We start from the raw sequence: 22,345 nt of genomic DNA, 5'->3' as shown, positions 1-22,345 counted from the left end.
GCTGCATAGGTAGAATTTTCTCGTAGCGTGAGCTGAGGAGGTTCGAATGAGAAAGAGCCGTTTTACGGAACCGCAGATCATGGCTGTGCTTCGTCAGGCCGAAAGCGGCGTGGCCGTGCCTGAACTGTGCCGGGAGCATGGGATCAGCACGGCGAGCTTCTACAAATGGCGCTCAAAGTATGGCGGCATGGATGCGTCGATGATGAGCCAGATGAAGGCGCTGGAAGACGAGAACCGGCGGCTGAAGCGCATGTTTGCCGACCTGAGCATGCAGGCCGAACTGCTCAAGGAAGCTCTTGGAAAAAAATGACGCGGCCAGCTCAACGCCGCGAGCTGGCCGAGAAGGCAGTGGCGACGAAGGGGGTCAGCATCGCGCTGGCCTGTCGGGCATTTGGTGTCAGCGAGACCTGCTTTCGCTACAGCCCGAAGCGCGATGCCGAGAATGAGTTCATCGCAGACCTTCTTGAAGGGCTGACCAAGGCACACCGGACCTGGGGCTTCGGGCTATGCTTCCTGCACATGCGTAATGCCCAGGGGCACCCGTGGAACCATAAGCGCGTTCATCGGATCTATTGCGAGCTGGAACTGAACCTGCGGATCAAGCCCAGGCGAAGGATCAAGCGCGACAAGCCCGATGAACTCAGCGTCCCAGCGGCCCCGAACACGGTCTGGTCAATGGAGTGAGGAGGATGAGAAAACAGTCCGGGGGACTGTTTTCCCGACGAACATGGCTGATCGCTTGGCCGACGACCGCCAGTTCCGGCTTCTGAACCTGTTGGACGACTTCAACCGCGAAGGTTTGGGGATCGAAGTCGACTTCTCGCTCCCGGCTGAGCGCGTAGTCCGGTCGCTGAACCAGATCATTGAGTGGCGCGGGAAGCCGCTGGCGATCAGGGTGGACAATGGCCCGGAATACATCAGCTCCACGCTGATGATCTGGGCCGAGAAGCAGGGCATTGCCCTGAACCACATCCAGCCCGGAAAGCCCCAGCAGAACGCTTATGTCGAGCGTTACAACAGGACCGTCCGGCATGAATGGCTGTAACCGGCCGGTTGTTACCGCGGTGACTGTGCCTTGATACGGGCGACGAGTTCTGCGTCATCGACGAAGTCGTCGAGGAGGCGCAGGAGATCGCAACTGACTGGCTATGGACTTACAACAATGAGCGCCCCAACATGGGCATCGGCGGCATCACACCCGCCCAGAAACTGAAGATGGCTGCCTGAAGTCTACTTCTGCGCCCCGTTAAAACGGGGAGGAGTACCGCGCAACCTCTTGGCTCGTTTGCGTTCTGGCCCCCCTGCCCGCTGCAGCATGCGGCGAACGCCTGAGCCTTGGCGCCACCCTGTCCCTCGGGTGCAGAACCTTCTGGCAAAGCCTCACGGCGCTTTGCTCGGCCCGCCGCTCTTGTCGGCTCTGTTGATCGCTGCCGTTCTGGCGACGTTCCCCATCCTGCTGCAGTTCGGCAACTTCTTCGGCCTGACTCTGGTCACGGCCTGTAAAAGCAAAAGGGCCGCAGCGTAGCCCCGGCCCCTTCTTCTTTGCAAAAATACCCCACGGGGGTCCGGGGGCGTGAAGCCCCCGGGCGTCACAGCCGCAGATCACCAGTCGGCATAGATCCCGGCCAGACGCTCCACCGCCGCCTCGGCGCTCATCTCTTCGCTGACGCCGGTGCGGCGGCAGGTCAGTTCCACCACGCCATTGGCCAGCCCGCGCGGGCCGACCGTCACCCGCCACGGCAGGCCGATCAGGTCCATCGTGGCGAATTTCGCCCCGGCCCGCTCGTCGCGGTCATCATAGAGCGGGTCCAGCCCCTTGGCTTTCAGCGCCTTGTACAGGCCCTCGCAGGCCGCATCGGTGCCCGCATCGCCCTGTTTCAGGTTGACGATCCCGGCATGGAACGGGGTCACGCCTTCTGGCCAGATGATACCCTTGTCGTCATGGCTGGCCTCGATGATTGCGCCCAGCAGGCGGCTGACGCCGATCCCGTGCGAGCCCATTTCCACCGGCACGCGGCTGCCATCGGCGGTGACGACGGTGGCGCCCATGCTTTCGGAATATTTGGTGCCGAAATAGAAGATCTGCCCCACCTCAATGCCCCGGCCCACCTTGCGGCGGTCTTCGGGGATCTGGTTGAAGACGGCCTCGTCATGGGTTTCGTCGGTGCGGGCGTAAAGCGTGGTGAACTCCTGACAGATCGCCGCCACTTCGGCGCGGTTGTCAAAATCGACCTCGCGCGCGCCGAGTTTCAGGTCGGGCACCTGCGCGTCATAGAACACCTCCGACTCGCCGGTGGAGGCCAGCACGAGGAATTCATGCGTGTTGTCGCCGCCGATCGGGCCAGAGGCCGCGCGCATCGGAATGGCGGTCAGGCCCATGCGTTCATAGGTGCGCAGATAGCTGACCATGTGGCGGTTGTAGGCGTGCAGCGCGTCCTCTTTGGTGAGGTCGAAGTTGTAGCCGTCCTTCATCAGGAATTCGCGGCCCCGCATCACGCCGAAACGCGGGCGCATCTCGTCGCGGAACTTCCACTGGATGTGATACAGCGTCAGCGGCAGGTCCTTGTAGCTGTTCACATGGCTGCGGAAGATGTCGGTGATCATCTCCTCGTTGGTCGGGCCATAGAGCATTTCGCGTTCGTGCCGGTCCTTGATGCGCAGCATTTCCTGACCGTAGTCATCATAGCGCCCGCTTTCGCGCCACAGATCGGCGGGTTGCAGGGTGGGCATCAGCAGCGGAATGTGGCCCGCGCGGACCTGTTCCTCGTGCACGATCTGTTCGATGCGTTTGAGCACCTTGAACCCCAGCGGCAGCCACGAATAAATCCCCGCTGCCTGCTGCTTGATCATGCCGGCACGCAGCATGTAGCGATGCGAGACGATCTGCGCCTCGGCGGGGTTTTCCTTCAGAACGGGCAGGAAGTAGCGCGTCAGACGCATGTGTGGCCTCATGAAAAACGTTTGAGCGTTCCTAACGCCTCGCCCCCGATCAGGCAAGCCACGCAGGTGGTTGCCATGCGGGCGGCGGGGGCGGATACTGGGCGCGTTCCCGGCTGCCGGAGCCTGCCATGCGTGCGACCGCCATCCTTGAAACCGTGATCTATGCCGATGATCCGCAAGGCTGCGCCGCCTTCTATCGCCGCGTCTTCGGGCTGGAGCCGGTGCGCGAGGTGCCGGGGCGCTTTGCCTTCCTGCGTTGCGGGGCGCAGATGCTGCTGATTTTCGCCCCCGGCGCGTCCTCCGATCCGGCGCAGCAACATGGCATCCCCGCGCATGGCGCGACGGGTGCGGGCCATCTGTGCTTTCGCGCCGCTGATCTGGCGGAGCTTGACCGCTGGAAAGCCCATCTGCGCGGCGAAGGGGTGGAGATCGAGCATGAACACGACTGGCCCTCGGGCGGGCGGTCGATCTATCTGCGCGATCCTGCCGGAAATTCGGTCGAGATTGCCGAAGCCGCGATCTGGGGGCTGTGACCAGCGCCTGCCCCCCTTGAAACCCGCCCCCCGATGGGCAATCTGAAGGCTTGCGCAAGCCAAGGGGGCAGCATGGCACTTCCGGTTCGGGATCAGGCGAAATACTGGGGGCTTGCCGCGCTCGTCTTCATTTTGCTGCTGTGGTTTCTGGGGGATGTCATCCTGCCGTTCCTTGTGGGCGGCGCCATCGGCTATTTCCTCGATCCGGTCGCCGACCGGCTGGAACGGTTGGGCCTGTCGCGGGTGGCGGCAACCGGGGTGATCGCCATCATTGCCGTGCTGACCACGGTGCTGTTGCTGCTGGCCGTGGTGCCGACGCTGATCAGCCAGTTGACCGAGCTGGTGAACGCCGCGCCGCAGATGTTCAAGCAGTTGCAGACGTTCCTGCTGGAACGGTTCCCCGATCTGCAGGACGAAACCTCGACCATGCGGCAGGCGCTGGATGATATCGGCCAATCCATCCAGTCCAAGGGGGGCGAGCTGATCAATTCGCTGATCGGTTCGGCCATGGGGGTGATCAGCGCGGTGCTGTTCATCGTCGTCGTGCCGGTGGTGGCCTTCTATCTGCTGCTGGACTGGGACCGGATGATTGCCCGGATCGACGAGATCCTGCCGCGCGACCATGCGCCGGTGATCCGCCAACTGGGGCGCGAGATCGACACGGTGCTGGCGGCCTTTGTGCGCGGGCAATTGTCGGTCTGTCTGGTGCTGGGCAGCTTTTACGCCATCGCGCTGATCCTTGCCGGGCTGAATTACGGGCTGATCGTGGGGGCGATTGCCGGGGCGATCACTTTCATTCCCTATGTCGGCGCGATCATTGGCGGCACGCTGGCCATGGGGCTGGCACTGTTCCAGTTCTGGGGGGACTGGCTGTCGATCGGTATCGTTGCGGGGATTTTCGCGCTGGGGCAATTTCTGGAAGGCAATGTGATCACACCGAAGCTTGTGGGCAATTCGGTGGGGCTGCATCCAGTCTGGCTGCTGTTCGCGCTGTCGGCCTTTGGCACGCTGTTCGGCTTTGTGGGGATGCTGGTCGCAGTGCCGATAGCCGCCTCGATGGGGGTTCTGGCGCGGTTTGCCATCGACCAATACAAGACCAGCCGCCTGTATACCGGGCTGGAACATCCCGCTCAGGATGAGGATGCCGCGTGACGGCACAGCTTGCGTTCGACCTGCCGGCCCGGGCGTCCTTGCGGCGGGCGGATTTCTTCGTTTCGCCCGCCAATGCCCTGGCGCTGGCAACCGTGGAGGCTGCGACCGGCTGGCCGCTGGGCAAGATGCTGCTGATCGGCCCGGAAGGATCGGGCAAGACCCATCTGGCACATGTCTGGGCGGCGGCAAACGGCGCGCAGATCATGGCGGGCGGCTCGCTTGGGCTGGCGGATATTGAAGCGCGCGCCCTGACGCCGGTGGTGGTGGAGGATGCGGCCGATGTCGCGGGCGATCCGCGCGCTGAAACCGCGCTGTTTCATCTGCATAACCGGCTGGCCGAACGGCGCCTTCCCTTGCTGCTGACCGCCACCCGCCCGCCGCGCGACTGGGGGCTGGCCCTGCCCGATCTGCTGAGCCGGATGCAGGGCACCGCCATCACCCGGATCGAGGCGCCGGATGATGCGCTGCTGTCGGCGGTGCTGCTGAAACTGTTTGCTGACCGGCAGATCGTGGTGGCGCCCGCACTGATCGGCTGGCTGGTGGCGCGGATGGACCGCAGCCTTGCCGCCGCCCGCGATCTGGTGGCGCGGCTGGATGCCGAAGCTCTGGCCCGTGGCGGGCCGGTGACACGTCAGCTTGCCGCCGAGTTGCTGGACGAGGCGCTGGACAGAAACTAGGCACAGCCCGATACTGTCATGCAGGCGTTACAAGAACCAAACAAAAGCAAGCACATGACACAGGCTGATTTTCTCCGCACCCCATTCCCCGCTCCCATCGAGCTGCCCGAGGCTGAAATCACCGGGCCGCGCCGCTATTTCAACCGTGAACTGAGCTGGCTGGCCTTCAACTGGCGCGTGCTGGAAGAAGCGGCGAACCCGCTGGTGCCGCTGCTGGAACGGCTGCGCTTCCTGTCGATTTCGGCCACCAATCTTGACGAATTCTATACCGTGCGGGTGGCTGGCCTGCGCGCGCTGGTGCGAACCGGCAACCCCTCGCCCTCCGAAGACGGGCGCAGCCCGGCGGAGCAGTTGCTGCTCATCAACGAAGATGCGCGCAAGCTGATGAAGATGCAGCAGATCACCTACAAGAAGCTGAAGCGCGAGATGGAAACGCAGGGGATCGAGATCCTCACACGCTCCAAACTGACGGCGCGCGATCTGAAACATCTGGAGGATCACTTCCTCAACAAGGTGTTCCCGGTGCTGTCGCCGCTGGCCATCGATCCGGCGCATCCCTTCCCCTTCATCCCCAATACCGGCTTCTGCCTTGCGCTGGAGCTGGAGCGGGAAAGCGATCACCGCAGCCTGCAGGCCCTTTTGCCGATCCCGCAGCAGATTGCCCGCTTTGTCTCGCTGCCCGCCAAGCCCGGCGAGCATCGCTTCCTGCCGCTGGAAGAACTGCTGCTGCTGCATCTGGATATGCTGTTCCCCGGCTATGTCGATCGCGGCCATTGTGCCTTCCGCGTGCTGCGCGACAGCGATCTGGAGGTGGAGGACGAGGCCGAAGATCTGGTGCGCGAATTTGAAACCGCGCTGAAACGGCGGCGGCGGGGCGAAGTGATCCGCATGAAGATCAGCGCAGGCTCGCCCCCCGAAATGCGTGCGCTTATCATGGAAGAACTGCATGTCAGCCCCGACGAGGTGGTCGAGGTGCGCGGGTTGCTGGGTGTGGCCGATCTGAAGGAACTGGTGCTGTCCTCGCGCCCCGATCTGCTGTGGCCGCCCTTCGCGCCGCGCGTGCCGGAACGGGTGCAGGACCATGAAGGCGACATGTTCGCGGCGATCCGCCAGAAGGACATCCTGCTGCACCACCCCTATGAAACCTTCGATCTGGTGATCCGCTTTCTGGAACAGGCGGCGCGCGATCCCAATGTGCTGGCGATCAAGCAGACGCTGTATCGCACAAGCTGGGACAGCCCGATCGTATCGGCCCTGTGCGAGGCGGCAGAGGCGGGCAAATCCGTCACCGCGCTGGTGGAGCTGAAGGCGCGCTTCGACGAGGCGGCGAACATCCGGCAGTCGCGGCGGCTGGAACGCGCGGGGGCGCATGTGGTCTATGGCTTCATGCATCTGAAAACCCACGCGAAAATCAGTACCGTGGTGCGGCGTGAGGGCGAGAACCTTGTGACCTACACCCATTACGGCACCGGCAACTATCACCCGATCACCGCGCGCATCTATACCGACCTGTCCTTCTTCACCTGCGATCCGGCGCTGGGGCGCGATGCGACCAAGGTGTTCAACTACCTGTCGGGCTATGTGCAGCCGGAAGGGCTGGAAAACCTTGCGATTGCGCCGATTGCGCTGAAGGCCCGCCTGCTGGAACTGATCCGCGCCGAGGCCGATCATGCCAGTGCCGGGCGCCCGGCGGAAATCTGGATCAAGCTGAACAGTCTGATCGAACCCGAGGTGATCGACGCGCTCTATGCCGCCAGTCAGGCCGGGGTGAAGATCAGTCTGGTGGTGCGTGGCATCTGCGGCCTGCGTCCTGGCGTGAAGGGGCTGAGCGAGAATATCCGGGTGAAATCGGTGGTGGGGCGGTTTCTGGAACACAGCCGCATCGTCTGTTTCGGCAATGGCCATGGCCTGCCGTCGAAACAGGCGCGGGTGTTCCTGTCCTCGGCCGACTGGATGGGGCGCAACCTGTCGCGCCGGGTGGAAACGCTGGTCGAGGCCCTGACCCCCACGGTCAAGAACCAGATCATGGGGCAGATCATGGCGGCCAACCTTGCCGACGAGGCGCAAAGCTGGGTGCTTCACCCCGATGGCCACTATACGCGCGAGCTTTCGGCCAGTGATGGCAACCTGTTCAATTGTCACCGCTTTTTCATGGAGAACCCCTCGCTTTCGGGCCGGGGCACGGCGGGGGCCAAGGATGTGCCCCGCCTGTCGCGCAGCCGCGACGAAACGCCTGCCTGAACGCGGCGGAACCGCTTGACCCTGCCGCCGCTTGAGCGGCAAGGTCGCAGCGCAAGAACGGGAGAGACGCAATGGCGGGATCAGCCGACATGCTGGATGCGGCACATGACGATGCTGGCCCTTTTGGGCGGGCGCTGTTCGATGACCCCTCGGTGCGGGCGCTGAGCCGTGTGGGGGTGGTCGATGTCGGATCGAACTCGGTGCGGATGGTGGTATTTGATGGCGCGGCCCGCTCGCCAGCCTATTTCTACAATGAAAAGGTCATGGCGGGGCTGGGCAAAGGGCTGGCGGAAACCGGGCGTCTGAACCCCGAAGGCGCGAAACGCGCACTGGCCGCGCTGAAACGGTTCGCGCTGCTGGCCGAGGGCATGGGAATTTCGCCGCTGTCCGTGGTGGCCACGGCAGCCGTGCGCGAGGCCGAGGATGGCCCGGCCTTTCAGGAACAGGTGCTGCGCGAAACCGGGTTGAAGATCTTCGTGATCGACGGTGACGAAGAGGCGCGGCTGTCGGCGCAGGGGGTGCTGCTGGGCTGGCCGGATGCCAAGGGCATCGTCTGCGACATCGGCGGCAACTCGATGGAACTAGCGCGAATCGGCGGCGGCAAGGTGGGGCGCCGCATGACCTCGCCGCTGGGCCCGTTCCGGCTGCAACAGGTGGAGGGCGGTCCGAAGAAGCGGCAGGAGCATATCCAGAAGATCCTGCGCCAGATGCAGGGCGAATTCGATTCGCGCGGCGAGCGGATCTATCTGGTCGGCGGCAGCTGGCGCGTCATCGCCCGGCTGGACATGGAGCGGCGCAACTACCCGCTGACCGTGCTGCACGAATACCGCATGACGCCGAAATCGGTGATCGACACGCTGGACTGGATCGCCGCATCAGACCTGACGATGCTGCGTGCCCGCACCGGCACCGGCGCCGAGCGGATGGAGCTGGTGCCGCTGGCCAGCGAGGTGCTGCGCGAGCTGGTGACGATCTTCAAACCCTCGGAAATCGACATCTCGTCTTACGGGATCCGCGAGGGGATGCTGTATGAACAGATGCCCGAGAAACTGCGCGCCCGCGACCCGCTGATCGAGGCTTGCCGCGCATCGGAGGCGACGCAGGCCCGTCTGCCCGGCTTTGGCAAGAAGCTGTACACCTTCCTGCAGCCGCTGTTCAAATCGGCCTCGCCCGACCGTCACCGCCTGATCAAGGCGGCCTGCCTGTTGCACGATACCTCGTGGCGCACCCACCCGGATTACCGCGCCGAAAGCTGTTTCGACAATGCGACGCGGGCCAACCTTGGGGGCTTGGATCATACGGGGCGGGTGTTTCTGGGGCTGGCCTTGTTGCACCGCTACAAGAACAGCCGCGCGGGCAGCCGGATGGAGCCGCTGTTCCGCCTGCTGACCGAAGAAGAAATGACCGAGGCCGAGGTTCTGGGCAAGGCGATGCGTTTCGGTGCCATGTTCTCGATCGACCATCCCGAAGAGGCCGGCAGCCTGCACTGGACCCCCAAGAAGCGCGTGCTGGAACTGCGGCTGACAGAACGCGGCGTCGGGCTGATGGGCGAGGTGGCGCAGGCGCGGTTCAACGCGCTGGTTGTCTCGCTGAAAGCCACACCTAAGATCACGCTGGGCAGATGCTGACCCTCGATCACCTCGCGCTGTCGGCCCAGACGCTGGAGGAGGGCGTGGCCCATGTCGAAGCGGTGCTTGGCGTGCCCTTGGTGGCGGGCGGGCAGCACGCGCTGATGGCAACGCATAACCGGCTGCTGGGCTTGGGCGATCTGTATTTCGAGGTCATCGCCCCCGACCAGACGCTGCCCCGCCCGGCCTTTCCGCGCTGGTTCGATCTGGATCGCTTCACCGGGCCGCCGCGGCTGACCAACTGGATCTGCCGCTGCAGCGATCTGGCGGCAGAAATCGCCGCCAGCCCGCCCGGCATCGGCGCCGCCCTGGCGCTCAGCCGGGGGGAGCTGCGCTGGACGATGGCGGTGCCCGCCGATGGCATCCTGCCGTTCGACAACGCCTTTCCCGCGCTGATCGCCTGGCAGGGCAGCGCCCATCCCGCCACGCGCCTGCCCGACAGCGGGCTGCGCCTGACCCTGTTGGAAATCGCCCATCCCGAGGCCCCGGCCCTGCGCACCGCCCTTGCCGGGCGGTTCGCCGATCCGCGCGTGCAGATCGTGCCCGGCCCCGCCAAGGCGCTGCGCGCCACCTTCGCCACGCCGCACGGGCCAAGGGTGCTGCAATGATCCGCCCCACAAGCCCCGCGGATCTGGAGCCGATCCGCGCCTTCTGGAACCCGCTGATCCGCGCCACGCTGGTCACGTTTTCCTCGGAAGAAAAAACTGCCGAGGCGATGCAGGCATACTATGACGCGCGCCACGCTGCCGGGCACGGCTTTTTCACCGCGCTGGTCAATGAGCGCCCGGTCGGCTTTGCGACCTACGGCCAATTCCGCGCGGGCAACGGCTATGCGCGCTGCATGGAACATACGGTGATTCTTGCCCCCGAAGCGCATGGCCGGGGCCTTGGCCGGGCGCTGATGGCCGCGCTGGAAGATCACGCCCGCGCCGCAGGGCATCACCAGCTGATCGGCGGTGTGTCGGGCGGCAACCCGCCGGGCCGGGCCTTTCACGAGGCGCTCGGCTATCGCCTTGTCGGCACCGTGCCCGAAGCGGGCTGGAAATTCGGGCAGTTCTGGGATCTGTGGCTGCTACAAAAAATCTTGACCTGACAGCTCGGTCTTTCGCCGTTATTCTTGGCTCATGTCGATCTGGACCCGCATCCTTGAAGCAATTGCCGCGCTGGCGCAGGGCGAAAGCCTTGGCGCGGTGTTTGATCGCTTCCGCAACCCGCCCGAGGCCTGCCCCGAGCGGACGGTCGCCTTCACCATCGCGGTGATCGCGCTGGGGGCCAAGATGGCCAAGGCGGACGGCGAGGTGACGCGCAACGAAGTGTCGGCCTTCCGGCAGGTGTTCCACGTTCCCCCCGAAGAAGAGGCCCACGCCGCCCGCGTTTTCAACCTCGCCCGGCAGGATGTGGCGGGGTTCGAGGCATATGCCAGAAAGATCCGCACCATGTTTCAGGGCGACAGCCGCGTGCTGACCGACCTGCTGGAGGGGCTGTTCCATGTCTCGGTTGCCGATGGCAGCTATCACCCTGCCGAAGACGAATTTCTGCACGAGGTCGCCCGCATCTTTGGCGTGGGCGAGCCATGCTTCCGCGCGATCCGCGCCCGCTATGTGCCCGACGCGCCGCGCGATCCCTATGACGTGCTGGGGCTGACCCCCAATGCTTCGGTCGAGGAGGCCCGCAATGCCTGGAAAGCCGCGGTGCGTGACAGCCACCCTGACCGGCTGATCGCCCGCGGCGTGCCGGAAGAGGCGGTGAAGCTGGCCGAACGCCGCCTGATTGCCGTCAATGCCGCCTGGGAAGAAATCGCGGCACGTCAGGCGGCCTGAATGAAACCCCGTCGCCCCCTGCGTCTGGCCACCTATAACGTCGAATGGTTCAACGCGCTGTTCGATGATCGCGGTCGGCTTTACGAAGATAGCGACCCCTCGCAGCGCTATGGCGTGCGCCGGGGTGACCAGTTGGCGGCCCTTGGCATCGTGTTCACCGCGATGGATGCCGACGGGGTGATGATCATCGAGGCGCCGGATACCAACGGCAAACGCTCCTCCACCCGCGCGCTGGAGGCATTCGCCGCCACTTATGGCCTGCGCTGCCGCCGCGCGGTGACCGGCTTTCGGTCAGAAACCGAGCAGGAGATCAGCTTCCTTTACGATCCCGACCGCCTGACCGCCCTGCACGATCCACAGGGTGATCCGCGCTTCGACGGCACCTTCCGCCACGATCTGAACGCCGACGGGCTGCCCGAACCCGTGCGCTTTTCCAAGCCGCCGCTGGAACTTGCGGTGACTGTGGGCAGTCATACGCTGCGGCTGATCGGGGTGCATGTGAAATCCAAGGCCCCGCACGGCGCCCATCATCCCGCCGAGGCAACCCGCATCTCGATCGAGAACCGGCGCAAGCAATTGGCGGAATGTCTCTGGCTGCGCAGCCGGATCACCGAAACGCTTGTCGCAGGGCAGGATCTGATCGTGCTGGGCGATTTCAACGATGGTCCGGGCCTCGACGAATATGAAAAGCTGTTCGGCCATTCCGGGGTCGAGGTGGTGATGGGTGTCGCCTGCGACCCGGAACAGCGCCTGCATGATCCTCACGCCCAGATGGCGCTGGAAAGTCGCCTGCAACCGACCACCGCGCGGTTCTACAATGCCGAGGAAGAGCGGTATTTCGAGGCGCTGCTGGATTTCATCATGGTCTCGCCCAGCCTTCTGCCCTGCCGCCCGCATTGGCGGATCTGGCACCCGCTGAACGATCCGAAATGCTGGGCGGTGCCGGAACTGCGCGACGCGCTGCTGACCGCCTCGGACCACTTTCCCGTGACCATCGACCTGCCTCTTTGAGTTCAGCCGCTTCCCCCCTATAATGCGGCCATGATCCGTTGGACCCTGCCCCTGCTGTTCTGCCTGTCCCTTGCCCCTGCCCGGGCGCAGGACACCTCCGATCCGCCCACCCCCAAGGATGACGGCCCCAGCCTGATGGAACGCGGTGCCGATATGTTTCTGCGCGGGCTGATGGACGAAATGGACCCCGCGCTGCGCGGGATGGAAGATGCGCTGCGCGAGATGGAGCCGGAGTTGCGCCAGCTGATCGACATGATCGGCGATCTGCGCAATTACGAACCACCGGAAAAGCTGCCGAATGGCGACATCATCATCCGCCGCAAGCCCGTGCCGCCAGCCCCCCTGAAAGACGGCGAAATCGAGCTGTAGGCGGCATCACGCCCGCGCGCCGATCCGCCGGGTGCCAGGTCTGCCAAAGGCTGCGGCGCGGCCCCGGTGCGGTGGTCATTTTTTGGACATTCGCAGATTCCCGATATGGCGCAGGCGGATTTCAGTCGCCTCCCGCCGCCGCAAGAACACCCTTGCCCGACAGGACGGGGGAAGCACATGCAAAAAGACCAAACACCCGGTGGCGGGGCCGCACGCGCCTTTGATGCGGCGGGGCACGGCGAGGGGCGCCGGTGAAACTGCTGTATATCAATCCCAATTCCACCGCCGCGATGACGGATGCCATGGTCGCAGCGGCCCGCCACGTCACCGGGGCCGAGGTTCTGGGCTGGACGAATACCGCAGGGCCCCCGGCGATTCAGGGCCCCGAGGATGGCGTGGCGGCGGTGCCGGGACTGCTGGCCCTGCTGCCTGCCGCCCGCACCGCAGGGGTGGATGCGATCATCATCGGCTGTTTCGACGATACCGGGCTGGCCGAGCTGCGCCACGCCGCGCATTGCCCGGTGCTGGGCATCGGTCAGGCGGCCTATCACATGGCGCAACTGATGGGCCAAAGCTTTTCGGTGGTCACCACGCTGGCGGTTTCGGTGCCGGTGATCGCGGGCAACATCGCCAGCGGCGGCTTTGGCGCGCAATGCCGCGCCGTGCATCCCAGCGACATTCCGGTGCTGGAGGTGGAGGCCGCCGCGCCCGAAACACTGGCCCGGCTGGCCTCGGTGATCCGCCGCGCTGCGGCAGAGGACGGGGCCGACAGCATCGTGCTGGGCTGCGCGGGCATGGCGCCCTTGCTGGCACAACTGCATGCGATGACTGACGTGCCGCTGGTGGATGGTGTCACCGCCGCCGCCTGTCTGGCCGAAGCGATGATCCGTTTCCGCCCTACGGCCTAGCGCAGCAGGGGTGCAGCCCCCAGCGGCACCGGGCCCAGCATCATCCGCCCGTTGCGCATCACCAGCGGCAGGGTCAGCACGCCCGGCGCGCCCGACTGGGTTTCCATCTGCACCAGCACGCTTTCAACGGCCTGCACGAAACGGTCAGGGATCAGCCGCAGCGCCACCGCCGCCTCGAACCCGGCGCGCCAGCCTTCCACCCGCAGATCAATCTGCCCCTCGCCCCGGCCCTGCGCATCGGCGACCAGCCGCCCGGTGGCGCGCAGCGTCAGAGGCCCCCAGACGATATTCGCCTCGCGCAGCGTGACCGCGCTGATCGCAGGCGGCACCGCATCGCGCAGCGCCAGCGGCCCGTCCAGCGCCACATCTGCCAGCGCATCCAGCCGCGCCACCGTCGCAGGCAGGCCGCTGCCCGCCAGCCCGGCCACCAGCGCCTGATCCGGCACCAGATCCAGCACCCGTAGCGCCACCTCGTAATTGTCGCCCTCGCCCCGCGCCAGCCGCAGATTGGCCGAGGCGAAGCCAAGCGCCCAGCCTTGATCCGACCGCAGGCTGACGCCTTCGGCCACCGCATCGGCCTCTGCCAGCGGCAGATCGGGGCTGGGGGTCAGCCGCAAAGACCCCATCATCCGGGTAGAGGCCAGCGTCAGCGCCTGCCCCGGCAGCGTCAGCTTCTGGTCTTCCGGCAGGGCGGCGATCAGGTGCCAGGGCTTGTAGGACAGGCTGAAGATCTGCGCGAAAGGTGCCGCCCAGCCGATGCCCCGCGCCGGGATCGACACTTGCGGCGCGGTCAGCGTCAGGTCGAACCGACTGGGAAAGCCCGCAACGCCCAATCCGTCATGCTTGACCGCAATCCCCTCGCCCGCCAGCCGCACCAGCGCCGCTTCGGCCCCGCGTTCGGCAGCCCGCGCGCCGACGAACCAGTACCCGCCATAGATCGCGGCCAGAACCACGATCCCCCAGAACAGCGCCCGCATACCTGCCTCTTTCCCTTGTTTGCGCCCCAGTTTACATCTGCGGCGAAGGGAGAACCAGCGCATGTGGGTATTCGGTTACGGCTCTTTGATCTGGCATCCCGGCTTTCCCGTGGCCGAACGCCGCATCGCCCGGGCCGCAGGCTGGCATCGCAGCTTCTGCATGCGGTCGATCCACCATCGCGGCACCGAGGCTGAACCCGGCCTCGTTCTGGCGCTGGACCGCGCGGCGGGGGCGATCTGCGACGGCGTGGCCTTCCGCGTGGCCCCGGGCGCCGAGGCGCAGACGCTGGCCGATCTGCGGGACCGCGAACTGATTTCTTCGGCCTATCTGGAGGTTACGCTGCCCGTCACGGCAGAGGGCGCGCCGATCGACTGTCTGGCCTATGTGATCGACCCGGCGCATGTGCAATATTGCGGTGGCCTTGCGCTGGAGGAACAGGCGCAGATCATCGCGCAGGCGGTGGGCGGGCGCGGACCGAACCGCGATTACCTGTGGAACACCGCCGCCCATCTGGCCGAACTGGGCATTGCCGATGCCGAACTGGAATGGCTGGCCGACCGCGTGCGCGAGATCGGTCGCATTCGTGAAATAGGCAGCTAAGCTTCGCGCTTGGCACTGCCCGCGCCTGCCCCTATCCTGTTCACAACAAAAGAGCAGTCGGCACGCGGGAACAGGACCACAGCGATGACACGATCCCAGACAAGCGCCGCCCCGGTCTTTGCCCAGCCGATCCGGCAAGTGGTGTTCATGCTGATCGTGCTGGGGCTGGTCAGCGCCGGGGCATGGGTCGCCCTGACCATGCTGGTGGGGATCATCGCCACCAACCCGCTGCTGAATGGCACGATCATCGGGGTCTTTGCGCTGGGGGTCATCACCTGTTTCTGGCAGGTCTGGCAGTTGGTGCAATCCGTCACTTGGCTGGATGCCTTCGTGCAGGACAAGCCGGGATCAGAGGCCGTGGCCGCCCCCCGCATCATGGCGCCGCTGGCCGCGCTGCTGGGCCCGCGCAGCGCGCGGCTGCACCTGTCGTCCAGCTCCAGCCGGTCGATCCTCGATTCCGTCGCCACCCGCATCGACGAGGCGCGCGACATCACCCGCTATCTGGCCAATCTGCTGATCTTCCTCGGGCTGCTGGGCACCTTCTACGGCCTTGCCACCACCGTTCCGGCGATTGTCGAAACCATCCGCTCGCTCGCCCCGCAAGAAGGTGAAAGCGGGCTGGATGTGTTCGGCAAGCTGATGAGCGGGCTGGAATCGCAACTGGGCGGCATGGGCACGGCATTTTCCTCGTCGCTGCTGGGCCTTGCCGGGTCGCTGGTGGTGGGGCTTCTGGAACTGTTCGTGGGCCATGGTCAGAACCGCTTTTACCGCGAGCTTGAGGAGTGGATTTCCTCGATCACCCGCATCGGCCTTGCGGGCGGCGAGGGCGAAGGCGGCGACATGGGCGCGCTGGCGCAGGTGCTGGATACGCTGGGCAGCCAGATCGACAATCTGGGCATGGCCTTTGTCGAGGCCGATGCCACCCGCGCGGTGCAGGATGAACGGCTGTCGGAACTGGGGCAGGCCATCGGGCGGCTGACCAAGCGGCTGGCCCAGCAGGACAATGCGCAAGCCGCCCTGCTGGCCCGTATCGCCGAGGGGCAGGACCGCCTGCTGGCCGCGTTGACCGGCGACGCGGGCGGGCCGCATATCGACGCCGAAAGCCGGATGCGGCTGCGGTCGATCGACGTGCAACTGCTGCGCATCCTTGAAGAAATCTCGGCCGGGCGGCAGGAAAGCATCGCCGATCTGCGCACCGATCTGGGGGCGCTGACACAGGCGATCCGCCAGGCTTCGCGGGCAAGGGGGTAACATGGGCCTGTCACGTCGCGGCTCCTCTCGTTCCGGCGATGGCATGATCTGGCCGGGCTTCGTGGATGCGGTCACCACGCTGCTGATGGTGCTGATGTTCGTGCTGACCATCTTCACCGTCATGCAATCGGTGCTGCGCCAGACCATCACCTCGCAGGGGAACGAGCTGGATGCGCTGACCGCACAGGTCGCCAGCCTTGCCGATGCGCTGGGGCTGGAACGCGCCAAGGTCACCGATCTGCAAACCGAACTGGGCGGGCTGCGTACCACGCTGGCTGCCGCCGAGGCGAAGGGCGCCGAACAGGCCAGCCTGATCGCCACACTGAACAGCCAGATCGCCACGACCGAGGGCGCGCTGTCCGCCGCACAATCCCGCATCGTCAGCTTCGAGGCGCAGGTGGCCAGCCTGCTGGCCGAACGTGATGCCGCGCGCGGGCAGGTCACCACCCTCTCCGCCTCGGTCGAGGATCTGAAGGCGGCGCAGGCGCGGCTGATCACCGAACAGGAGGCGCTGAACCTCGCGCTCGCCAAGGCCCGGCAAGAGGTGGATGCGCAGACCGAAGCCGCCCGCCTTGCCGCCGCCAAGGCCGATGCCATGGCGGCACTGGCCAACAAGCTGCGCGCCGACAGCGCCGCGCAATCGGTGAAACTGTCCGAAGCCGAAGCGGCGCAACTGGTCGATGCCGCCGCCCTGGCGGAATTGCGCGCCAAGCTGCAAGCCTCGGACACGGAACTGACGGCGATGACGCTTGCGCTGGAAGAACAGCGCAAGCGGGCCGAAGAAACCCTGACCCTGATCGCCGCCGCGCAGGGCAAAGAGGCGAACGGCGATCTGCTGACCACCGCCAAGGCGCTGCTGGCCGAACAGGACGCCCAATCCACCGAGGCCGCGCGCCGCGTCGCCCTGCTCAATGAACAGATCGCTGCGCTGCGCGGCCAGTTGGGCAGCCTGCAGGCGCTGCTGGATGCCGCCGCCGCCAAGGATGCAGAAGCGAATGTTCAGATCGAAAACCTTGGCGGACAGCTCAATTCCGCGCTCGCGCAGGTCGCCTCGGAACAGCGCCGCCGGGCCGAACTGGAAGAGGCCGAACGCAAGCGGCTGGAGGCCGAGAAGCTGAATCTGGAGCGGTTCCGGTCCGAATTCTTCGGGCAGTTGCGGCAGGTGCTGGCCGGGCGCGACGGCGTGCGCATCGTGGGCGACCGGTTCGTGTTCTCGTCCGAGGTGCTGTTCACCCCCGGTGCCGCCGATCTGGCGCCCGAGGGCCGCAGCCAGATCGCCGGCGTCGTCGCCACGCTGAACGACATTGCGGGTGACATTCCGCCCGGCATCGACTGGATCATCCGCGTCGATGGCCATACCGACGACACGCCGCTGTCGGGCACCGGGGCCTTCCGCGACAATTGGGAACTGAGCCAGGCCCGCGCGCTGTCGGTGGTGCGCTTCATGCAGGACGAGCTGGGCTTTCCGCCCAACCGGCTGGCCGCCACCGGCTTTGGCGAATGGCAACCCGTGGCGCAGGGCACCAGCGCCGAGGCGCGGGCGCAGAACCGGCGGATCGAGCTGAAACTGACGGAACGGTAAGCAAAACCCGGGCGTCAAAAGCAAAAGGCCGGACACTTGGCCCGGCCTTCGGTTCAGCGGCAGTAGGTGCCGTTGCGATAGCTTACGATGTCGAAATGCAGGTGATCCTCGTGATGCCCGTCGGACCCCGGGCCCAGCGTCGTGCCGAAGATGCCGCAGGCCGCCTTGTGCGAGGCCTTGATCGGTTTGTATTTCCGGTAATCGCCCTGCACCGACAGGCTTTTGCCGCTGGCCAGCGTGAAGCCCGAAATGTCCAGCGCCCGGCCGCGCCCATGTTCGCTGACCTTGTTGCCGCGAATGCCGTTGCGCGGGCGGCAGACATAGCTGCCCGCGATCTGCAACACCTTCACCGGATCCTTGGCGAAGGCGGATTTCACACCGGTCTCGATCCACTGTTTGGTGGCCTGCGCCGTTTCGCAGGTGATCGTGGCAGGCTGGCTCAGCTTCACGCCCGCGATCTCGGTCACTTCCACCGGATCGTCAATGCCGCAACCCTTGACCTTGCTGACCACCGGCGCCAGTTGCTTGCCGCGGATCGACGGATCACCACAGACCGAGCCCTTTTTCGGCAGCAGGCTTTCCTTGCTTTGCGGATTGCGCACGGCGGCGGCCTTGAACAGGCTCCATCCCTTTTTCTTCGGTGTGTCGGGGGCGATGGTGCTGCCGCCCACCGCCAGATTGCCGGGGCGCGGCGCGGGCATCTTCACCGCAGGCGCGGCGACGGCGGCCAGATCGACGATGCTGTCGGCGTCGATCTGCGGTGCGGCCAGCGCCACCACCAGCCCTTCAGGCCGGGCGCGGGGCCGCAGGATCGGCGTACCCCCCATCTGGTTCGCTCCCGTCTGGTTCGCCGTCGAGACGGTGGCCACCAGATGTGCTTCGGGCACCAGTTGCGCTTCGACCTGCGGGCGGGGTTTCGGCAGCGGCGAGGTGCCCAGCCCTTCGGCCCCTGCCCCGCCAGCGATCCATGCCAGCCCGAGTGTCAGCGCAACTGCTGCCTTCATCCTGCATTCCCCTTTGCGGGCGGCTGTGCGCGCCCGAAATCCGGTGCTGCCGTATCTTGCCCGGCTTCGATGATCCCCCGACGGATCGCCCGCGTCCGCGTGAAATAGGCATGAAGATGATCGCCATCGCCAAGCCGGATTGCACGTTGCAGCGCGAACAGTTCCTCGGTGAACCGCCCGAGTATTTCCAATGTCGCATCCTTGTTCGTCAAGAACACATCGCGCCACATGGTCGGGTCACTGGCGGCAATCCGCGTAAAGTCGCGGAAACCCGCCGCCGAATACTGGATCACCTCGCTATCGGTCACCCGGCGCAGGTCATCGGCCACGCCGACCATGGTATAGGCAATCAGGTGCGGCGTGTGCGAGGTGACGGCCAGCACCAGATCATGATGCGCCGCCTCCATCTCGTCCACCTTGGCGCCCATTGATTCGCACAGGTGGCGCAGCCGCGCCGTCGCCGCCGGATCGGTGCCTTCCGCCGGGGTCAGCAGCCACCAGCGGTTCTTGAACAGCGAGGCAAAACCGGATCGCGGGCCGGAATGTTCGGTGCCCGCAATCGGGTGGCCCGCCACGAAATGCACCCCTTCCGGGATATGCGGCGCCACCGCGTCGATCACCGCCTGCTTGACAGAGCCGACATCGGTCACCGTCGCCCCCGGCAACAGATGCGGGCCGATGTCTGCGGCAATCGCCCCCATCGCGCCCACCGGCACCGCCAAAACCACCAGATCGGCGCCCACGACCGCCGCCGCCGCCGTGTCCGCCGCGCGGTCGATGAACCCGATCTCCAGCGCCACCGCGCGGCTGTCGGCGGATTTGGCATAACCCACGATCTCGCCCGCCAGCCCGCCTGTCTTCATCGCATGGGCCATGCTTGAGGCGATCAGCCCCAGCCCGATCAGCGCCACCCGGTTGTAGATCGGCGCCGTCATTTCACACCCTTGAACTGCCCGATCGCATGGGCCACCCGCCGGCACGAGGATTCGTCGCCCACCGTGATGCGCAGGCAATGCGGCAGCTTGTAGCCCGCCACCCGCCGCACCAGCAGCCCCTGCGATTGCAGGAATGTATCGCAGGCCTCGGCCTCTTCCACACTGGCAAAGCGCGCCAGCACGAAATTCGCCATCGAGGTGTCGGACGGCACGCCATGTTCGGCCAGCGCCTCGGCAAGCCAATGGCGCAGCCGCGCGTTTTCAGACCGGCATTTCGCCACGAAATCCTGATCGCGCACCGCCGCCTCGGCGGTGTCCAACTGGGTGTTCGACAGGTTGAACGGCCCGCGGATGCGGTTCAGCACGTCGATGATGGCTTTCGGCCCATAGCCCCAGCCGATGCGCAACCCGCCCAGCCCGTAGATCTTGGAAAAGGTCCGCGTCATCACCACGTTGCTCGACGCCTCGACCAGCGACAGCCCGGCATCGAAACCTTCGACATATTCCGCATAGGCGCCGTCCAGCACCAGAATCGCCTGCGGCGGCAGCCCGCGCGCCAGTCGCGCCACCTCGCCCGCCGAAATCATCGTGCCGGTCGGGTTGTTGGGGTTGGCGATGAACACCAGTTTGGTGCGCGGCGTGCAGGCCGCCAGCAGCGCATCCACATCGGTCGTGCGCTCACGCTCTGCCACCTCGACCGGGGTCGCCCCCGCCGCCATGGCCGAAATGCGATACATCAGGAAGCCATGCTCGGTATACAGCACCTCATCTCCCGGCCCGGCATAGGCTTGGCACAGGAAATGGATGATCTCGTCCGACCCCACACCGCAGATGATGCGCCCCGCCTCCAGCCCATGCACCTCGGCAATCGCCTGACGCAGGCTCGCGTGGTCGGTATTGGGATAGCGGTGCAACTGATGCACCGACCGGGCGAAGGCTTCTTTCGCCTTGTCCGAAGGCCCGAACGGGTTTTCGTTCGAGCTGAGCTTCACCACATTGCTCACGCCCGAAACATGGGCCTTGCCACCTTCGTACAGGGCAATATCCATGATACCGGGTTGCGGGCGGATGGCGTCGTTCATCGCTGTCTCCATTGCAGTCCGCGCAGGGTTTAGCGGCGGGCCGCGCCCTTTGCCAGTGGCATGTTGCCACCGGCGCCAGAAACCCGAAATCGTTCAGTGTTTGGTGGTCAGCCCCGCCAGCCAGTCCATCAGCGCCAGCAGCACCCCCGAGGCGACGAAGGTCAGATGGAGAACCACCATCCAGAACATCTGGCTTTCGGTCACCGCCGCATCGGCGCCCTTCTTGCCGATCTCCATGAAGACCTTCAGCAGATGGATGCCCGAAATCGCCACGATCGAGGCGATCAGCTTCATCTTCAGCCCCGAGAAATCCACCTTCCCCATCCACGAGGGCCGGTCGCGGCTGTCCTCCAGATCCAGCTTCGAGACGAAATTCTCGTAACCCGAAAACAGCACGATCAGCAGCAGGTTCGCCGCCAGAGACAGGTCGATCAGCGTCAGGATCGCCAGGATCCCCTGATCCGCCCCCATCGAAAAGGTCTTGGGCGCGTAATAGGCCAGCTCTTTCAGAAAGATCACCGTCAGCATGGCAAGGCTGACGACCAACCCCAGATACATCGGGGCCATCAACCAGCGCGAGGCAAACAGCCCCTGCTCGAACCGGGTTTCAAGGGCGGGTTTCCGGGACGCCATCGCATGTTCCTTTTCCTGTGCTGCATTTGCGAGATAGGCTGCCGCAACGCGAAAGAAAAGAGGGGAGCCATTCCCGCTGAAGGCCACTCCAAAACGAAAAGGGCCCGCCGCAGCGAGCCCTTCCCAAGTACATCCCGCGAAGGATCAGTTCTTCGCGTAGTATTCGACGACGAGGTTCGGTTCCATCACGACCGGATACGGCACATCGCCGAGGCCCGGGGTGCGCACGAATTTCACGGTCATCTTGGAGTGATCCACTTCCAGATAGTCCGGCACGTCGCGTTCGGTCAGGGCAACCGATTCCAGCACGATGGCCAGTTGCTTCGACTTCTGGCGCACTTCGATCAGATCGCCTTCCTTCACGCGGTAGGAGGCGATGTTCACGCGCTGGCCGTTCACGGTGACGTGGCCGTGGTTCACGAACTGGCGGGCGGCGAACACGGTCGGCACCAGCTTGGCGCGGTAGACCACCGCGTCCAGACGGCGCTCCAGCAGGCCCACCAGCATCTCGCCGGTGTCACCCTTGACGCGTTCGGCTTCGTTATAGATCTTGCGGAACTGCTTTTCGGTCAGGTCGCCATAGTAGCCTTTCAGCTTCTGCTTGGCGCGCAGCTGGGTGCCGAAATCCGACAGTTTGTTCTTGCGGCGCTGGCCGTGCTGGCCCGGGCCGTATTCCCGCTTGTTCACCGGGGATTTGGCGCGGCCCCAGATGTTTTCGCCCATGCGGCGGTCGATTTTGTACTTGGCAGCGGTCCGTTTGGTCATCGCTGATCTCCTTCTAGACAGACGAAGGGCGTTGTCCTTTCCCTCCCCCCTGCGGGTTCGGGCGACAGGCATCCCCTTGCGGGGGCCACCAACACCAATGAAAAGCCCCGGAGCTTCCCCCGGGACCATGGCGGCGCTTATAGACGGGTCACCGCCCGTGTCAACGCCCCCTCCTGCGGCCACCCTTCGATTTTTCGTAGAAAAATCGCCACCCAGCACGCCTTCAACGATTTTTC

At 65.3% G+C, this 22,345-nt stretch carries 21 protein-coding genes and 1 pseudogene; 15 read left to right on the top strand and 7 right to left on the bottom strand.

The genetic code is table 11. The features are described from left to right. The first annotated feature begins 46 nt into the window (after nucleotides 1-46). Nucleotides 47-1,227 (top strand): annotated as a pseudogene (locus BMX43_RS17060) (IS3 family transposase). Between the two features lie 375 nt (nucleotides 1,228-1,602). Here the strand turns inward: BMX43_RS17060 and proS are convergent. Beyond that, entirely contained in the window at nucleotides 1,603-2,940 is a 1,338-nt protein-coding gene (proS, locus tag BMX43_RS17055; RefSeq protein ID WP_091303366.1) for a proline--tRNA ligase, read from the bottom strand. Nucleotides 2,941-3,068: 128 nt separating this feature from the next. Here proS and BMX43_RS17050 point away from each other — a divergent pair, with 128 nt between their 5' ends. The 11 genes from BMX43_RS17050 (at nucleotide 3,069) to BMX43_RS17000 (ending at nucleotide 13,279) form a co-directional block, all read left to right on the top strand. Further along, a complete protein-coding gene (locus tag BMX43_RS17050) occupies nucleotides 3,069-3,473 on the top strand; it encodes a VOC family protein (protein WP_091303365.1) in 405 nt (134 codons plus the stop codon). Nucleotides 3,474-3,545: 72 nt separating this feature from the next. Then, nucleotides 3,546-4,625, top strand: a complete 1,080-nt coding sequence (locus BMX43_RS17045) for an AI-2E family transporter (RefSeq protein WP_091303377.1) — start codon at nucleotides 3,546-3,548, stop codon at nucleotides 4,623-4,625. Continuing rightward, a complete protein-coding gene (locus BMX43_RS17040; RefSeq protein ID WP_091303364.1) occupies nucleotides 4,622-5,302 on the top strand; it encodes a P-loop NTPase family protein in 681 nt (226 codons plus the stop codon). Before BMX43_RS17045 ends, BMX43_RS17040 begins: the two co-directional genes overlap by 4 nt. Nucleotides 5,303-5,356: 54 nt before the next feature. Next, complete coding sequence (locus tag BMX43_RS17035) at nucleotides 5,357-7,543, top strand: RNA degradosome polyphosphate kinase (RefSeq protein ID WP_091303363.1); 2,187 nt, start codon at nucleotides 5,357-5,359, stop codon at nucleotides 7,541-7,543. 71 nt (nucleotides 7,544-7,614) lie between these two features. After that, nucleotides 7,615-9,171 (top strand): Ppx/GppA family phosphatase, encoded by a 1,557-nt coding sequence (locus BMX43_RS17030; RefSeq protein WP_245749519.1) that lies wholly within the window; start codon nucleotides 7,615-7,617, stop codon nucleotides 9,169-9,171. Continuing rightward, nucleotides 9,165-9,779, top strand: coding sequence for a VOC family protein (locus tag BMX43_RS17025; protein WP_091303361.1), 615 nt, complete (start codon nucleotides 9,165-9,167; stop codon nucleotides 9,777-9,779). The genes BMX43_RS17030 and BMX43_RS17025 overlap by 7 nt, the downstream gene beginning before the upstream one ends. Continuing rightward, complete coding sequence (locus BMX43_RS17020; protein ID WP_091303360.1) at nucleotides 9,776-10,264, top strand: GNAT family N-acetyltransferase; 489 nt, start codon at nucleotides 9,776-9,778, stop codon at nucleotides 10,262-10,264. Before BMX43_RS17025 ends, BMX43_RS17020 begins: the two co-directional genes overlap by 4 nt. A gap of 31 nt (nucleotides 10,265-10,295) precedes the next feature. Further along, nucleotides 10,296-10,991, top strand: coding sequence for a TerB family tellurite resistance protein (locus BMX43_RS17015; protein WP_091303359.1), 696 nt, complete (start codon nucleotides 10,296-10,298; stop codon nucleotides 10,989-10,991). After that, entirely contained in the window at nucleotides 10,992-12,002 is a 1,011-nt protein-coding gene (locus BMX43_RS17010) for an endonuclease/exonuclease/phosphatase family protein (RefSeq protein ID WP_091303358.1), read from the top strand. It begins immediately after the preceding gene. 30 nt (nucleotides 12,003-12,032) lie between these two features. After that, the gene (locus BMX43_RS17005) at nucleotides 12,033-12,371 is read left to right on the top strand and encodes an AAA+ family ATPase (protein ID WP_175482155.1); all 339 of its coding nucleotides are present in this window, start codon (nucleotides 12,033-12,035) and stop codon (nucleotides 12,369-12,371) included. A gap of 251 nt (nucleotides 12,372-12,622) precedes the next feature. Further along, nucleotides 12,623-13,279, top strand: a complete 657-nt coding sequence (locus BMX43_RS17000) for an aspartate/glutamate racemase family protein (RefSeq protein WP_091303357.1) — start codon at nucleotides 12,623-12,625, stop codon at nucleotides 13,277-13,279. Here the strand turns inward: BMX43_RS17000 and BMX43_RS16995 are convergent. Beyond that, nucleotides 13,276-14,256 (bottom strand): DUF2125 domain-containing protein, encoded by a 981-nt coding sequence (locus BMX43_RS16995; protein ID WP_175482154.1) that lies wholly within the window; start codon nucleotides 14,254-14,256, stop codon nucleotides 13,276-13,278. The genes BMX43_RS17000 and BMX43_RS16995 overlap by 4 nt on opposite strands. 61 nt (nucleotides 14,257-14,317) lie before the next feature. On the opposite strand from BMX43_RS16995, the gene BMX43_RS16990 reads away from it, so the two are divergent. The 3 genes from BMX43_RS16990 to BMX43_RS16980 all read left to right on the top strand — a co-directional run bounded on the left by BMX43_RS16990 (nucleotide 14,318) and on the right by BMX43_RS16980 (nucleotide 17,690). Then, a complete protein-coding gene (locus BMX43_RS16990; protein ID WP_091303355.1) occupies nucleotides 14,318-14,857 on the top strand; it encodes a gamma-glutamylcyclotransferase in 540 nt (179 codons plus the stop codon). Nucleotides 14,858-14,941: 84 nt separating this feature from the next. Further along, nucleotides 14,942-16,108 carry a biopolymer transporter ExbB gene (locus BMX43_RS16985; protein WP_091303354.1) on the top strand — a complete coding sequence of 389 codons (1,167 nt, stop codon included), beginning with the start codon at nucleotides 14,942-14,944 and terminating at the stop codon, nucleotides 16,106-16,108. A gap of 1 nt (nucleotide 16,109) precedes the next feature. After that, nucleotides 16,110-17,690 (top strand): peptidoglycan -binding protein, encoded by a 1,581-nt coding sequence (locus BMX43_RS16980; protein WP_091303353.1) that lies wholly within the window; start codon nucleotides 16,110-16,112, stop codon nucleotides 17,688-17,690. A 53-nt stretch (nucleotides 17,691-17,743) separates the two neighbouring features. On the opposite strand, the gene BMX43_RS16975 is transcribed toward BMX43_RS16980, so the two are convergent. The 5 genes from BMX43_RS16975 to rpsD all read right to left on the bottom strand — a co-directional run bounded on the left by BMX43_RS16975 (nucleotide 17,744) and on the right by rpsD (nucleotide 22,109). After that, on the bottom strand, nucleotides 17,744-18,694 hold the full coding sequence (locus BMX43_RS16975; protein ID WP_091303352.1) for an extensin-like domain-containing protein: 951 nt from the start codon (nucleotides 18,692-18,694) through the stop codon (nucleotides 17,744-17,746). Continuing rightward, nucleotides 18,691-19,629, bottom strand: coding sequence for a prephenate/arogenate dehydrogenase family protein (locus tag BMX43_RS16970; RefSeq protein ID WP_091303351.1), 939 nt, complete (start codon nucleotides 19,627-19,629; stop codon nucleotides 18,691-18,693). The genes BMX43_RS16975 and BMX43_RS16970 overlap by 4 nt, the downstream gene beginning before the upstream one ends. Continuing rightward, nucleotides 19,626-20,711: a histidinol-phosphate transaminase gene (gene hisC / locus BMX43_RS16965; protein ID WP_091303350.1), complete on the bottom strand. Its 1,086-nt coding sequence runs from the start codon at nucleotides 20,709-20,711 to the stop codon at nucleotides 19,626-19,628. The genes BMX43_RS16970 and hisC overlap by 4 nt, the downstream gene beginning before the upstream one ends. A 93-nt stretch (nucleotides 20,712-20,804) precedes the next feature. Beyond that, nucleotides 20,805-21,344 carry a TIGR00645 family protein gene (locus BMX43_RS16960; RefSeq protein ID WP_091303375.1) on the bottom strand — a complete coding sequence of 180 codons (540 nt, stop codon included), beginning with the start codon at nucleotides 21,342-21,344 and terminating at the stop codon, nucleotides 20,805-20,807. Between the two features lie 144 nt (nucleotides 21,345-21,488). Further along, complete coding sequence (gene rpsD / locus BMX43_RS16955) at nucleotides 21,489-22,109, bottom strand: 30S ribosomal protein S4 (protein WP_091303349.1); 621 nt, start codon at nucleotides 22,107-22,109, stop codon at nucleotides 21,489-21,491. Nucleotides 22,110-22,345 lie beyond the last annotated feature (236 nt).

The organism is Gemmobacter aquatilis, assembly GCF_900110025.1.
Classification (GTDB): domain Bacteria; phylum Pseudomonadota; class Alphaproteobacteria; order Rhodobacterales; family Rhodobacteraceae; genus Gemmobacter; species Gemmobacter aquatilis.
This window is presented reverse-complemented; position numbering and strand designations above follow the sequence as displayed.

Excerpts from the sequence above, each read along its gene's own strand:
- BMX43_RS16980 (WP_091303353.1), top strand. The coding sequence starts at position 16,110 with ATGGGCCTGTCACGTCGCGGCTCCTCTCGTTCCGGCGATGGCATGATC.
- proS (WP_091303366.1), bottom strand. The coding sequence starts at position 2,940 with ATGCGTCTGACGCGCTACTTCCTGCCCGTTCTGAAGGAAAACCCCGCC.
- BMX43_RS17030 (WP_245749519.1), top strand. The coding sequence starts at position 7,615 with ATGGCGGGATCAGCCGACATGCTGGATGCGGCACATGACGATGCTGGC.
- BMX43_RS17005 (WP_175482155.1), top strand. The coding sequence starts at position 12,033 with ATGATCCGTTGGACCCTGCCCCTGCTGTTCTGCCTGTCCCTTGCCCCT.
- BMX43_RS16985 (WP_091303354.1), top strand. The coding sequence starts at position 14,942 with ATGACACGATCCCAGACAAGCGCCGCCCCGGTCTTTGCCCAGCCGATC.
- BMX43_RS16995 (WP_175482154.1), bottom strand. The coding sequence starts at position 14,256 with ATGCGGGCGCTGTTCTGGGGGATCGTGGTTCTGGCCGCGATCTATGGC.
- BMX43_RS16960 (WP_091303375.1), bottom strand. The coding sequence starts at position 21,344 with ATGGCGTCCCGGAAACCCGCCCTTGAAACCCGGTTCGAGCAGGGGCTG.
- BMX43_RS17020 (WP_091303360.1), top strand. The coding sequence starts at position 9,776 with ATGATCCGCCCCACAAGCCCCGCGGATCTGGAGCCGATCCGCGCCTTC.
- BMX43_RS17050 (WP_091303365.1), top strand. The coding sequence starts at position 3,069 with ATGCGTGCGACCGCCATCCTTGAAACCGTGATCTATGCCGATGATCCG.
- rpsD (WP_091303349.1), bottom strand. The coding sequence starts at position 22,109 with ATGACCAAACGGACCGCTGCCAAGTACAAAATCGACCGCCGCATGGGC.
- BMX43_RS17010 (WP_091303358.1), top strand. The coding sequence starts at position 10,992 with ATGAAACCCCGTCGCCCCCTGCGTCTGGCCACCTATAACGTCGAATGG.
- hisC (WP_091303350.1), bottom strand. The coding sequence starts at position 20,711 with ATGAACGACGCCATCCGCCCGCAACCCGGTATCATGGATATTGCCCTG.
- BMX43_RS16970 (WP_091303351.1), bottom strand. The coding sequence starts at position 19,629 with ATGACGGCGCCGATCTACAACCGGGTGGCGCTGATCGGGCTGGGGCTG.
- BMX43_RS16990 (WP_091303355.1), top strand. The coding sequence starts at position 14,318 with ATGTGGGTATTCGGTTACGGCTCTTTGATCTGGCATCCCGGCTTTCCC.
- BMX43_RS17015 (WP_091303359.1), top strand. The coding sequence starts at position 10,296 with ATGTCGATCTGGACCCGCATCCTTGAAGCAATTGCCGCGCTGGCGCAG.
- BMX43_RS16975 (WP_091303352.1), bottom strand. The coding sequence starts at position 18,694 with ATGAAGGCAGCAGTTGCGCTGACACTCGGGCTGGCATGGATCGCTGGC.
- BMX43_RS17025 (WP_091303361.1), top strand. The coding sequence starts at position 9,165 with ATGCTGACCCTCGATCACCTCGCGCTGTCGGCCCAGACGCTGGAGGAG.
- BMX43_RS17035 (WP_091303363.1), top strand. The coding sequence starts at position 5,357 with ATGACACAGGCTGATTTTCTCCGCACCCCATTCCCCGCTCCCATCGAG.
- BMX43_RS17045 (WP_091303377.1), top strand. The coding sequence starts at position 3,546 with ATGGCACTTCCGGTTCGGGATCAGGCGAAATACTGGGGGCTTGCCGCG.